Origin of the sequence: Candidatus Clostridium stratigraminis (assembly GCF_045310675.1) — a bacterium.
Classification (GTDB): domain Bacteria; phylum Bacillota; class Clostridia; order Clostridiales; family Clostridiaceae; genus Clostridium_AT; species Clostridium_AT stratigraminis.
Map to the genome: position 1 here is coordinate 1 of NZ_JBJHZZ010000021.1, position 13878 is coordinate 13878.

Below are 13878 nucleotides of genomic sequence, written 5' to 3' on the forward strand. Positions count from 1 at the left end.
AGGTTACACCCGTTCCCATACCGAACACGAAGGTTAAGCTTTGAGATGCCGATGGTACTGCTTGGGTGACTAAGTGGCAGAGTAGGTAATCGCCAATAAATCACTTATCACTACTTTGGTGGCTAAGTGGCATAAAAGGTATTCCGTGGTAGCTCAATGGCGGAGCATTCGGCTGTTAACCGAAGGGTTGGAGGTTCGAGTCCTCTCCACGGAGCCATTTTATTTTTTGAAAAAATAACAACCATGAGATCCGCGTCCCTTACCAGGTCGCTCATTTTTATTTTTTGGGAAAAATAAGTAAATAATAATTTCAAAAACAATAAGGATCGCGTCCCTTACCAGGTCGCCATTTTCACTTTTTAAAAAAATAAGTAACTAAGGATTTGCCAAAAGCGAGTCCTTTTTGTTTTTAAAACAAGTCTGCTAAACAAATGACACATTAACTTTAATTCTTTAATGGATAAATTTTAATTTGAAAATACTGTATTTTCTTTGTCACTTGTGCAAAAATATGCTATTATTAATTTTGATGGAGAAAAATTTGTCATTTTTAATCTATTATTTTTAACTTATTATTTTTAACATATTGGGGGAATAATAATGTTTTTTGCCAAAAAAGAAAATAGAAGTGAGTTAGTTGAAAAAGAGATATCTTTGGATTTAAGTACTGACAAACAGAAAAAAAATGTAAACAAACAGTTATATCAAGGGTTAATAACAAAAAGGGTTTCAAATGAAGCAGAAGAAGCACTAGATGTTACCGCAATGCTTCTTAAAGCGGTTGAAGATATAAATATGGAAATGGAAAAACACAGTGAACATATTTTGAAAACTGTGGATGTATCCTCAGAGGTTGGTGCATTCTCTGAGGAAGTTAGTGCTGGTGTAGATGAAACTATGAAAGTTATTGAAGATACACTAAATAAAGCAAAAATTGGACAAGATTCTGTTAATGATGTAATAACTAGTATAGAGACAGTCCAAAATACTGTAGGAAATATGAAAACTACAATACTTGATTTAACAGAAAAATCTAATAAGATTAAAGGCATTTTGGATACTATTAAGGGAATAGCCAAAACAACACATTTGCTTTCTTTAAATGCTAATATTGAAGCTGCTAGGGCAGGAGATGCAGGTAGAGGATTTGCTGTGGTTGCTGGTGAAGTTAAAAAGTTAGCAGAAAATAGTTCAAATTCAGCTGACGAAATTGATAAAATAGTTACTGAAATATCAAAGGTAACTGAGCAGACCTTAAATATAATAGAACAAGGGACGGAAAAAGTTATTGAGAGTACCTCTATAGCAGAAAATGCAGGACAATCAATAAACCACATGATGGAATCAGCTGAAAGAACTAAAGCTATTTCTGCACAAATTAGTGATGCTGTAAAACAGCAGGTAGATAAAAATCAGTATTTAATTTCTGTTATAGATGAAATGGTTCAAGTTTCAGAAAAGGTGAAAGCTTTTAATGAAAATATTGCGGTTGGAGCAGATAGACAAAAGGCATCGCTGAGAAACCTAAAAGAGACAATTAATAGGTTAGAAAGTTTATCTGATACGAAACAAAATGAGGGTAAACTAATAAAAACAAATTTTGTAATGAGTGCTGCCTTAGTAAAAACCTTTGATCCTGCAATGTGTACTGAAATTAATGATTCCAACATATTAACACCAATAAACTTAGGATTAGTTCAATTTGGGCCCGGAACAGAAGTAATAAGTGCTATTGCAAAAAATTGGCATGTTGAAAGTGATAATCTAACATGGAATTTTAGTTTAAGAAAGAATATGAAATTCCATAATGGTAGAAATATTACAGCTCAAGATGTAAAGAATACTTTTGAAAGAATTTTAAGCAAGGATTTGAATTCACCTAATAGATGGTTTTTATCAATGATTAAAGGAGCAGATGATTTTTATTACGGAAAATCTAAAGAGGTAGTAGGAATAATTGTAACTTCAGAATACAGCATAAAAATAATTTTAGATTATCCTTACAGTTCCTTTATAAATAATTTAGCACACTGCTCCTGCGTTATATTACCAAAAGAGGAATTTAGTAATTTGTCTAATAAACCAATTGGGGCAGGTCCTTATAAATTTATTAACTATAATAATGAGAGTAAAGAAATTGCATTGGAGAAATTCAAGGATTACGCTTTAGGTGAGGCACTGATTGATAATATAAAAATTGTATGTGATATCGAAGATAGCTTTGAAAAATTTGAGCATGGAGAGCTAGATTATCTTGTTGTCAATGCTGTTAATGCTGAAAAAGTCAAGTTAAAAAATTATGATATAGTAACTTCTCAATGTATTGGTGTGAGATTTTTAGCCTTTAATTATAGAAGTAATAACCCTATAGTAAACAATAAATACACTAGACAAGCTATTAGTTATTGTATAGATAAAGATAGAATTGCACTTGAAGCTCAAAGTGGGTTTGAGACAGTACTTCATGGTGCATTTCCAGTGAGTGTTTTATCAAATCCAAAGTTAGTGCCCTACACTAGAAATCTAAATAAGGCAAAAGAGCTTATGAGAAAAGGTGGAATAAACTCTGGAAGCTTGACCCTGCAGATAGCAAATAGTGGTGGAAATGCAGGCTTTCATCATAAAATGGCAAAGGTTTTAAAAGAAAATTTAAAAGAAATTAATATAGAACTTAAAATTGTAGAAGTAAGTGGATCTAATTATTATACAGAAGAAACCTTTAGAAAAAGTGATATTTTCACCTATGGTTGGCTTGGCGATTCAGGAACAGCAGATAATTTCATTGAACCTTTAATTGATATAAATAATTCCTCTAATAGGAGTAAATACAATAATCCTGAATTAATGGAGCTTGTAGAAATGGCAAAGAAAACTAGAAATCCTTATAAGTATAGAGAATTATTATGTAAGGTGGATAATATTATTATTGAGGATGCAGCTTGGGTACCACTTTGCAATATATGTGTTTCATATACATATGGAGATAATATTAAAGGCCTAAAAGTACATCCATTAAATTTAATAAATTTTCCGGATATTTGGAGAGAATAAATAATAAAAATACATTCAATCAATAGTTGAGTGTATTTTTTATTGTTTTTTAATGGTGTTTCCATCTGAAATGAGCACTACAGTACCATCAATATCCGTTCTATAAATAGAACATCTCTTATTTTTCAATTCTGAGATAGTTCCTTTATTAGGATGACCGTATTGATTTCCTCTTCCGCAGCTTATTACAGCGATTTTAGGTGATACCTTATCTAATAATTCTTTTGAGGAGGAGGTTGAGCTTCCATGATGGCCAACCTTTAACACGTCACTAGAAATATCAGCATTAGAATTGATTATTTCTTCTTCACTAGGCTTTTGAGCGTCTCCCATAAAAAGAAATTTATTATTTTTGTAGGTTAATTTAATAACAGCTGAGTAGTTATTTATATCATCATAATTACTACTGTTAGGCGCTAGCATTTCGCAGTTAATATTTGATCCTAAATTTATTTTGACTCCAGCTTTAGCTGTTCTAATTTTTGTATTTTTTAATGCAGTAATCATTTTCTCAAACACATCTGTATTTGAGAGTTTCTTTGGAGCAAAAAATTCTCCTATGGTAAATTTTTTAATTACTGTACTCATTCCGCCAATATGATCTTCATGTGGATGTGTGGCTACTACATAGTCAAGCTTGTGAACACCTTGATTTTTTAAGTAAGAAACTAACTTATCCTTTGAGTCAATACTTCCGGCATCGATAAGTAGATTTTTATCATTTACTTGAACTAAAATACTATCAGCCTGACCTACATCTATATAATGGACTATAAGTTTATCCTTGTATATGGGATTAATTTTAGACACAGCTGAATATGATATTAAGCATATAGTAAGAGAAATAAATAGAATAGGAATAAATCCATAAATTATAATAGGCTTTAAAAACTTTTTCAAAAGACTCAACCTTTCAATAAAAATTTTAAAAAATATAACAAAGTATTACATATAATACCTTATAAACAAAATATTACTATATAGTAGCACATATATTATGCTATTGCAATGAAGGCTTGTACTAAGTATAATAAACTATGGAATAGCTTTATTTATTAAAAGTACACTTTTTAATTCTAAACAAATATTTAATTTTTAAAACATGATCATTGATTACTAATATAGGAGGAAGATTTATGCCATACTTATGGATATTTTATGGTATTTATTTTATAATAAAATTATTTATTAAAAAAGGAAAATTTGAGTTTCTTAAGAGAAAAATGACTAAGGAAGAAATAGATGAATATGCATATAGGGAAGTTAAGTCTCTGGCAAAAGAATTAGTTGATATAACTGGATCAAGGGTTAATGTTATTGGGGAAGAAAATATCCCTGAAGGGGCCTGCGTTTTTGTAGGAAACCACCAGGCAAATTATGATATTTTAGCAATGCTTGCCTATATAAATAAGCCTATAGGTTTTATTGCTAAGAAAGAGCTTGAAAAGCTTACTGGAGTAAATTATTGGATGAAACAAATTCACTGTGTTTTTATGGATAGGGATGATCCGAGAGATTCTGTTAAATCCATTTTAGATGGAGTTTCAAATTTAAGAAAAGGATATTCCATGGTTATATATCCAGAAGGAACTAGAAGTAAAGGACCTACCTTGCAGGAATTTAAAAAAGGTGCAATGAAGCTTGCAACAAAAGCAGGAGTACAAATAGTACCAGTTACAATTAATGGTACATATGAAATATTTGAGGGACAAAAGGGTAAGAGAGTTAAAGCAAGCAGCGTTGATATTATATTATCAGAACCTATTAATACAAAAGATATGCCTAAGGAAGAACAAAATAATCTTTCAGAAACCATTAAAGCTATTATTTCAGAAAACTTACAGAAAATAAATGCATAATAAAGTGCTGTGAAAAATTTATATATAATTTTCCACAGCACTTTTTGTAATGTTACTTTTCAGGTTTAAGAAATTTATCAATTATTTTTTCTGCCATTTTCTTTTGAGCGTTAGCTGAACTAATAAGCATTAAGATAGTTAGGATTACTTCAATAGTTTCTCTATTTTCATATTCAATGCTTGATGCTTCTTTACTAACTAAATCAAGTTTATTGTTAAACCAGGAATTAAATTCTTCACGCTGAAGCTTATTCATATGTAAAAACACAGCATAGATTTCATCTAAAAAATAATTTTCTTTTTCTAAAGATAGATTTTTTATTATTGGACTCAAAATAAGATTTAAATCATTTAAGGATAATATTTGCTTTAAGTTATAAATTAAGGATAATAATAATATTTGATCTTTTGAATATTTTTTTCCTTTAATAGGCATTAATAGTTTCGCCTTAGCGTAATTATTAATCATTGTTTTTGTTAAAATCTTCTCATCAGCATCTCTTTTTAATGGATTAAGTTTATCATCAAAGAAAGTAGTAACTTGATCCATATATAAATCTATACATGGAATATCCGATAACTTTATATCTTCAAAATTTGATATTTCATTAATAAGTTCTATAAGCTGTTCTTTTATTGGCTTCATTATAAACTACCTCAAATTCTTATTTTTATATTTATTATAAATATTATTTTTTATAATAACAAGTATTTACAGGGTTTATAGATACTTAATATAATTTTATTTAAAGAAGAAGTTGTTATTTAAACTATAAAATATATATTTCCTTGAATATGTTGCAGTAATCATACACAAAATATGATATGAAAAATAATATCTGCAATTTTTCTGTCAACTATTGATTTTTTTCCGTTTTTGTGTTCAAATTAAAGAGACGAATAAAGGAAAGGATGGTAATTATGAATAGTAATGTTTTAAAAGATTTGAAACCCTTTGACGTATTTAAATATTTTGAGGAGATTACCCAAATTCCAAGAGGTTCTGGTAATGAAAAAGGTATTAGTGATTATTTAGTTGCTTTTGCTAAAGAAAATAATTTAGAGGTTATTCAAGATGAAGCTTTAAACGTTATCATAAAAAAACCTGGTACTTTAGGATATGAAAATGCTCCTGCAGTTATATTACAAGGTCACATGGACATGGTTAATGAAAAAAACCAGGACACTGTCCATGATTTTGATAAGGATCCTTTAAAATTAAGAATTGAAGGGGATATGGTCTATGCTACTGGCACTACACTTGGTGCAGATAATGGTGTTGCTGTAGCTTTTGCTATGGCTGTGCTTGCTTCAAAAGATATAGCACATCCTCCTATAGAAGTATTAGTAACCACTGCTGAAGAAACTGGTATGGACGGTGCAGTTGCACTAAATCCTGATAATATTAAAGGAAGAACCTTAATTAATATTGATTCTGAAGAAGAAGGAAAACTTTTGGTTAGTTGTTCTGGAGGAGTTAGATCAACAACTACACTTAAAGTAGACTGGGTTCCTATGGCTGCAGATTCTGTTACTTGTGCAGTAAGAGTTAGAGGACTTAAGGGCGGCCATTCAGGTATGGAGATACATAAGGAAAGAGGAAACTCAAACAAGATAATGGGTAGATTCTTAAGTGATTTAAAATCTGCAGTTAATTATGATATCTGTGCTTTAAATGGTGGTTCAAAGAGCAATGCTATACCTAGAGAAGCTGATGCAACATTAGCTTTGAAGGAAAATGAAATTGAGATAATTAAAGAAAAAGTTGCTTCTTGGAATACAATTTTAAAGAATGAATTTAAAACTTCAGATCCTGGAGTTAATATTGAAATGGAAGTTATTCCAAATAGATATGATAAAATATTCTCTAAAGATACTACAGAAAAAGCTGTTGAACTTTTAGTACTTATACCAAACGGTATTCAGACAATGAGCATGGATATTGCAGGCTTAGTACAAAGCTCATCAAACCTTGGCGTAGTTACTACTACAGCAAATGAAATTAATTATGATAGTGCAGTAAGAAGCTCAGTTAAGAGCTTAAAGGCTGATATTGTAAATCAATCTAGAATGGTATCAAATTTAATCGGCGCTGATTTTAATACACAAGCAGATTATCCTGATTGGGAATATGATCCAAATTCAAAAATAAGAAAAGTATTCGAAGATGTTTATAAGAAGCTAAATGGTAAAGAACCAGAAATAGTTGCTATCCATGCTGGTGTTGAATGCGGACTATTTAAAGAAAAGTTTGGCGAAATAGATATGATATCCTTTGGACCAGACCTTTTTGATGTTCATACACCTAATGAACATTTTAATATAGGTTCAATTGAAAGATCCTGGGACTACTTACTAGCAGTATTAAAAGAACTTAAGTAAATTTTAAAGCCTCGTGAAGTTTATATTTCACGAGGCCTTTTTATAAAATTAAGTCTTAAAAATATAAGGCTAGAAAAGTCAGCAAATTAGTACTTGACTTTAAATGTTATAATAATATACAAGAAACTAACAAATGGAGAAAATTATGAAGGATAAATCAGGATTATTTAAGTTTAAGAATTATTTCAATAATGAGCATAAGCCACAGCTTACGGCGTTAGATTTCATTAAATATATTGGACCAGGACTTATAGTTACTGTTGGTTTTATTGATCCAGGTAATTGGGCCTCCAATGTATCTGCAGGGTCTGATTATGGATACAAGCTTTTATGGATGGTTACTCTTTCTACAATAATGCTTATTTTATTACAGCATAATGCTGCTCATCTAGGTATAGCTACAGGACTCTGCCTTTCGGAGGCCGCAACTATTTATTTAGATAAAAGAATATCAAAACCTGTATTAATCTCTGCAGTAATAGCATCTATTTCTACTGCTATGGCTGAAATTTTAGGAGTTGCTATAGCACTAAATATGATTTTTAGAATTCCAATTAAAATAGGTGCAATTTTAAGTGCAATTATTGTTATGTGGATGCTTTATGCAAATTCTTACAAGAAATTAGAAAAATGGATTATTGGATTTGTTTCCATTATTGGGCTTTCTTTTATATTTGAGCTTACTTTGGTTCATGTACCATGGAATGATGCATTGATAGGATGGGTTACACCAAGCTTTCCTAAAAATTCACTGCCGATTATTATGAGCGTGCTCGGTGCAGTGGTTATGCCTCACAATCTCTTTCTACATTCAGAAATTATACAAAGCAGGCAATGGAATTTAAAGGATGAAAATATAATAAAAAGACAATTAAAATATGAGTTTGCAGACACCCTTTTTTCCATGATTATAGGCTGGGCAATAAATAGTGCTATGATTATTGTGGCAGCAGCTACTTTCTTCTCTAATGGAATACATGTCACTGCCCTAGATCAGGCACAAAATATGCTTAGGCCCTTACTTGGAAATACGGCCTCTATCATTTTTGCATTAGCTCTTATGTTTGCTGGACTTTCTTCAAGTGTAACTGCAGGTATGTCAGGAGGCTCAATATATGCTGGCCTATATGGTGAGCCTTATGATATTAAGGATAATCATACAAAATTAGGCGTAGCAATAACCCTTCTTGCAGCAGTATGTGTAATTTTCTTAATAAGAGATCCTTTTAACGGTCTAGTTATTTCACAGATGCTTTTAAGTATTCAATTGCCATTCACAATTTTTTTGCAGATATATTTAACTTCATCAAAAAAGGTTATGGGGAAGTATGTAAACGGCAGAACAGACACAATAAGTTTATGGATAATAGGCACAATTGTAACTTTATTAAATATTGCTCTACTTATAAGTTTTTTATAATTAGCTGGTATGTACAAAATTTGGTTATAATTAATATTGTTTTATGCTAGAATATACTGTAAGAGGATGTTTATATTTATTTTAATTAAATCTTAAGGGGGAATTTTTTTAATGGAATCGGACAGTATTTTGCTTCAATTGTTTCTAATATTTATCTTGGTGGTAATTAATGCATTTTTCTCAGCAACTGAGATGGCTGTGGTTTCCTTAAATAAAAACAAGATAAATTATATGGCGAGTGATGGAGACAAAAGAGCAAAGCTGCTAGTTATACTTCTCAAAGAGCCAAATAAATTTTTGGCTACTATTCAAGTGGGGATTACCTTTGCCGGTTTTCTTGCAAGTGCATCTGCAGCAGTTAGTATTTCAGCATATATCTCAATATTTATAAAGAAGGTTAATATAACCTTTATTTCTCATGCAAGTGAAGAAATCTCGTTGATAATAGTTACCCTTGTACTATCTTTCATTACTTTAGTATTAGGAGAACTTTTACCAAAACGTATAGCTCTTCAAAGTTCTGAAAAAATTGCATTATTTGCAGCAAGACCAATTATAATTATTTCAAAACTTTTCATTCCTTTTGTGAAGATTCTTACCATATCAACTAACTTTTTCAGCAGAGTTTTAAATTTAGATAATGAATCAAGTGATGAAAAGGTAACTGAAGAAGAGATAAGAATGATGATAGATGTTGGAGAAGAAAACGGGGTTTTAAATGAAACTGAAAAAGAAATGATTGATGGTATTTTTGAATTTGACAATACTTTAGCTAAAGAGATAATGACTCCTAGAACTAACGTTTTTACAATAAATATTAAGACACCTTTAACTGCACTTATGGATTCAATTTTAGAAGAACAGTATTCTAGAATACCGGTTTATGAAGATGAAACAGATAATATAATAGGTATTCTATTTATGAAGGATCTGTTCAGTGCAATGAATAAGAAAGAGTTAGAGAAAATAGATATTAAGGAAATTCTTAGACCTGCATACTTTGTACCTGAAACAAAAAATATTGATATATTATTTAGAGAACTCCAAAAGAGTAAGAATTATATGGCAATATTAATAGATGAATATGGAGGATTCTCAGGTATAGTTACTATAGAAGACTTAATTGAAGAAGTAATGGGAAATATATTTGATGAATATGATGAGGATTATGAATCTAGTGAATATATTAAAAAAGTTGACAACTCAACATATATGGTAAGTGGTTTAGTTGGCATAGATGAAATCAATGAAAGATTAGAATTAAATCTGCCATCAGAACATTTTGATACAGTAGGAGGCTTTGTAATCGACCTTATAGGAAGTATTCCAAAGAAGGATGAGGAACACATTGTAGAATATGAAAATTTGACCTTCAGGGTTGAAAAGATAGACGAAAAGAGAATTGAATTAATAAAACTTTGTATAGAATAAAGGAAGCTATTGGTAGGCTTCCTTTTTATTTACACAACATATATTAATAATTTTTTGGAAAACTATTATTTATATAAAATTAATGAAAAAGTTAGGCTTCTTAAAATAAAAGGAGTGATGCTGGTGGCATTAGGAAAAATTAAAAAAATTTTTGTTATTACTGTCTATTGTATTTCTATTATATTGTTTGACTTTAGTAACAAATATAATACCTCGGCTTTTGAAGGTTTTACGAAGGTGGATGCTTCTAAGGCAATAGAGCAAATATATGAGCATAGAAATAAGGCATTAATAAATGGAGATTTAGAATTCATTGAGTCAATATATGATAGAAATACCTTATATGGCATATGGGCTTATGAACATGAAGTTAAAAAATCTAAATATATCACTAATTGGAGTGAAAAACAAGGAATAAAATTTCTTGAAATAAATCCTAAAGTAATAATTAAAAAAATAACAGGAAGAGGTAATAATTTTTCTGCATACCTCCTTTGTTCTACTGAATACAAATATAATTATGAAAACGAAAATAAAACTATAAATAGCTTTAAGATTGGAACAACTCATGTTATCAATTTAACAAATAAAAATAATAATTGGAAGATTTCGAAAGAATGGTATAAGGATCCTTTTGCAGATTCTCTTAATATTAACAGCCTTAAAGCAGATGACATAAAGAAATTTATTTTAAACAATGGTAATAGGGATTTTGGCAGTTTAAATAAAAGAAGACTAGATGCCGTAGATTATGCTGAAAAGTATTGTGGAGCAGCAAGTGAAGAAAGATATGGCTTTAAATACAATAATAAATATAGAGACTTTAATTCTGAAGGAGGAGACTGCGCTAATTTCGCATCTCAAGTTTTATTTGAGGGAGGAAGATTCAAGAAAAATGGTGCCTGGAATTATGAGAAGGGTTCGGGTTCGAGAGCCTGGCTTAATGCAGATGGCTTTAAAAGTTATATGCTATACAGTGGAAGAGCATCACTTATAGCTTATGGAAGTTATGAAAGGGTGGTTAAAGCTTCCTATAAACTGCTTCCAGGAGATTTTATTGCTTATGAAAAAAAGGGAGATATTACACATATTTCAGTTGTAACTGGTGCTGATTCAAAGGGATATTCCTTAGTTAGCTGCCATAATACAGATAGAAACAAAGTGCCTTGGGATTTAGGCTGGAGTGATAAGAACATAAAATTTTGGCTTGTAAGGGTACACTATTAAGGGAGGCTTGCAAAAATGATATGTAGTGTTAAAAAAGGCTTTAGTATTTGTTTAATAGCGGTTTTAATTCTTAATTTAAATATTTGTACTAAGGCTTTAGGAAATAAAAATAATAATGTCATAAAACAGGATCTATTATGCTTAATGCTGGCCTATCCAGAATACATTACTGGTCTTGAGGTAAAGGAAGACGGACTCGTCTATATAAAGATGAAATCAGGAAAGCATATTTTATATGATGATAAAAGGGTAAAATCTATTGAAGAAAAAATTAATAATGCTGATTTGCAGGACGCTATGGAACAAATCTATCCCTTAAGTTTTCCCAGTGGACTGGCAGATAAGAATTATGACCCTGGAAGATATAGAAATTATGAGCTCTTAAAAGAAGTCTATGGAGGTACAAAAGGGTCCGTTGAATCAAATCTTAAAAATGTAAATGCTGGACTTCAATTTAATGGAAGTAATAATGCTGCAAAGGAACTAAGTGCTGCTATAAGGGAAGCTACCGCTATGTCAATAGGAAATGATAATATAAGGAGAGCATTATTTCCCTCAAGAGGCACCTTTAATTATAGAAATATTTCCGGAACAAATAGGCTAAGTCCGCACGCCTTTGGTATCGCAATTGACCTAGCAAGCAGCAAATTCGATTACTGGAAATGGGCATCTGTTAAGGATGGAGAGAAAAGACTTTTAACCTATCCAAGGGAGTTAGTTGAAGTTTTTGAAAAACACAATTTTATCTGGGGAGGAAAATGGAATCATTTCGATATTCTTCATTTTGAATATAGGCCTGAAATCATTTTAAAGGCTAGATATTTCAGCACGAATATTGAAGAGAATGATGTTTGGTACAAGGAAATTCCATTAGATAGCTCACAGGTTAAGGAAAAAATTGAAAATATAAACAAGGAAATTAAATAGATTGTTAATTTATTAATTAAATTGACACAATATTCCTAATAGTATATATTAAAACTATAAATATTTGAAAATTTAAAATTAATATAACAGATGATATTAGCGGGAGATATCTATAGAGATAGCCGAAGAAGAAATAAACTAATTGCCGATTGGTTTAGAAGCTTTCAGGCAAAACAACCGTTAATGGATGGAACTCTGGAAAGTTCAGAAATGGCACCGAAGAAGAAAAATACTCTTAAGGTATTAAAACTTTCAGGTAAATATACAGAGAGATATGAAGGCTCACAGCATTGCTTTGCCATCATATCTCTTTTTATTTTAATTAAGAAAGCAATAAAGTTTATAAAACTAAATGTAACAGAAGGGAGAATGTGTTATGGAAAACATTAAAAAAACAGCTCTGTATAATGAACATGAGAAATATGGAGGTAAACTAATTGAGTTTGCCGGTTGGTATCTTCCAGTTCAATATGAGGGGATTATTGAGGAGCATGAAGCAGTAAGAAACAAAGCTGGTTTATTCGATGTATCTCATATGGGAGAAGTTGAAGTAAAAGGAAAAGAAGCTTTTGACTTCGTTCAAAATCTAGTAACTAATGATATAAGTGTTTTAAATGAAAATCAAGTTATTTACTCCTTCATGTGCTATGAGAATGGCGGTGTAGTTGATGACCTATTAGTGTACAAGTTTAATAATGAAAACTACCTACTAGTAGTAAATGCCAGTAATGTAGATAAAGATTATGAATGGATGCTTCAAAATAAAGGCAAGTATCAGGTAGAAATTATAAATATTTCAAAGGAAGTTTCAGAAGTTGCACTGCAGGGTCCTAAGGCTCAAGAAATACTTCAAAATTTAACAACTGAAAACCTTGATGATATAAAGTTTTTCTATTGCAAAAAAGATGTATCAATAGCAGGTATTAAATGTTTAGTATCAAGAACTGGATATACCGGTGAGGATGGGTTTGAAATATATACAGATAATAAAAATATTGAAGCTATATGGGAAAGTCTTCTCGAGACTGGAAAGGTTTACGGGCTGGTACCAGCTGGGCTTGGCTGCAGAGATACATTAAGATTTGAAGCAACACTGCCACTATATGGTAATGAAATTACAAAGGATATTACACCACTTGAAGCAGGATTAGGCTTTTTTGTTAAGTTAAATAAAGAAAACTTCATAGGTAAAGAGGCCTTAGCTAAGCAAAAGGAAGAGGGGCTTAAGAGAAAGCTAGTTGGGTTTGAAATGAAGGACAGAGGAATTCCAAGACACGGCTATGAAGTTTTTGCTAATGGAAAAAATATTGGTTTTGTAACCACTGGGTATTTTTCACCAACTTTAAAGAAAAATATAGGACTTGCACTTATTGATTCAAACTACTCAGAATTAGGAAATGAAATAAATGTTCAAGTAAGAAATAAATCATTAAAGGCAGAAGTTATTAGTAAGAAGTTTTATACAAAAAATTATAAAAAATAAAGACCGTTAGGCTCTAAATTGCTTTCTACGGGTAATCTAACCATTAATAATTGGCAAGTTAGACTACACCGTACCGCATAAAAAGTAAATATTAATAT

General features: G+C 30.7%; 10 protein-coding genes, 1 tRNA gene, 1 rRNA gene and 2 riboswitches. Of the genes, 10 read left to right on the plus strand and 2 right to left on the minus strand.

What is annotated here, in order from left to right:
• The 3 genes from rrf to ACJDUG_RS16640 all read left to right on the plus strand — a co-directional run.
• Positions 1 to 98, plus strand: a 5S ribosomal RNA gene (gene rrf / locus ACJDUG_RS16630); the annotation flags it as partial.
• A gap of 44 nt (positions 99 to 142) precedes the next feature.
• Positions 143 to 217: transfer RNA gene (locus tag ACJDUG_RS16635), tRNA-Asn, on the plus strand.
• Positions 218 to 600: 383 nt separating this feature from the next.
• Positions 601 to 3051: an ABC transporter substrate-binding protein gene (locus ACJDUG_RS16640; RefSeq protein ID WP_406770991.1), complete on the plus strand. Its 2451-nt coding sequence runs from the start codon at positions 601 to 603 to the stop codon at positions 3049 to 3051.
• Positions 3052 to 3090: 39 nt separating this feature from the next.
• On the opposite strand, the gene ACJDUG_RS16645 is transcribed toward ACJDUG_RS16640, so the two are convergent.
• Positions 3091 to 3951: a ComEC/Rec2 family competence protein gene (locus ACJDUG_RS16645; RefSeq protein ID WP_406770992.1), complete on the minus strand. Its 861-nt coding sequence runs from the start codon at positions 3949 to 3951 to the stop codon at positions 3091 to 3093.
• Between the two features lie 236 nt (positions 3952 to 4187).
• Here ACJDUG_RS16645 and ACJDUG_RS16650 point away from each other — a divergent pair, with 236 nt between their 5' ends.
• Positions 4188 to 4910, plus strand: a complete 723-nt coding sequence (locus ACJDUG_RS16650) for a lysophospholipid acyltransferase family protein (RefSeq protein ID WP_406770993.1) — start codon at positions 4188 to 4190, stop codon at positions 4908 to 4910.
• Between the two features lie 52 nt (positions 4911 to 4962).
• Here the strand turns inward: ACJDUG_RS16650 and ACJDUG_RS16655 are convergent, their stop codons facing one another.
• Positions 4963 to 5556 (minus strand): DUF1836 domain-containing protein, encoded by a 594-nt coding sequence (locus ACJDUG_RS16655; protein WP_406770994.1) that lies wholly within the window; start codon positions 5554 to 5556, stop codon positions 4963 to 4965.
• Positions 5557 to 5831: 275 nt separating this feature from the next.
• On the opposite strand from ACJDUG_RS16655, the gene ACJDUG_RS16660 reads away from it, so the two are divergent.
• From ACJDUG_RS16660 to gcvT, 6 genes are all read left to right on the plus strand, one after another.
• A complete protein-coding gene (locus ACJDUG_RS16660; protein WP_406770995.1) occupies positions 5832 to 7292 on the plus strand; it encodes an aminoacyl-histidine dipeptidase in 1461 nt (486 codons plus the stop codon).
• A gap of 145 nt (positions 7293 to 7437) precedes the next feature.
• Positions 7438 to 8712 (plus strand): Nramp family divalent metal transporter, encoded by a 1275-nt coding sequence (locus ACJDUG_RS16665; protein ID WP_406770996.1) that lies wholly within the window; start codon positions 7438 to 7440, stop codon positions 8710 to 8712.
• 111 nt (positions 8713 to 8823) lie between these two features.
• The gene (locus tag ACJDUG_RS16670) at positions 8824 to 10143 is read left to right on the plus strand and encodes a hemolysin family protein (protein ID WP_406770997.1); all 1320 of its coding nucleotides are present in this window, start codon (positions 8824 to 8826) and stop codon (positions 10141 to 10143) included.
• Positions 10144 to 10266: 123 nt separating this feature from the next.
• The gene (locus tag ACJDUG_RS16675) at positions 10267 to 11370 is read left to right on the plus strand and encodes an amidase domain-containing protein (protein WP_406770998.1); all 1104 of its coding nucleotides are present in this window, start codon (positions 10267 to 10269) and stop codon (positions 11368 to 11370) included.
• A 15-nt stretch (positions 11371 to 11385) separates the two neighbouring features.
• The gene (locus tag ACJDUG_RS16680) at positions 11386 to 12297 is read left to right on the plus strand and encodes a M15 family metallopeptidase (protein WP_406770999.1); all 912 of its coding nucleotides are present in this window, start codon (positions 11386 to 11388) and stop codon (positions 12295 to 12297) included.
• A 90-nt stretch (positions 12298 to 12387) separates the two neighbouring features.
• Positions 12388 to 12487: riboswitch (glycine riboswitch) on the plus strand.
• 3 nt (positions 12488 to 12490) lie between these two features.
• Positions 12491 to 12567, plus strand: a riboswitch (glycine riboswitch).
• 106 nt (positions 12568 to 12673) lie between these two features.
• Positions 12674 to 13780, plus strand: coding sequence for a glycine cleavage system aminomethyltransferase GcvT (gcvT, locus tag ACJDUG_RS16685; protein ID WP_406771000.1), 1107 nt, complete (start codon positions 12674 to 12676; stop codon positions 13778 to 13780).
• Positions 13781 to 13878: the final 98 nt, after the last annotated feature.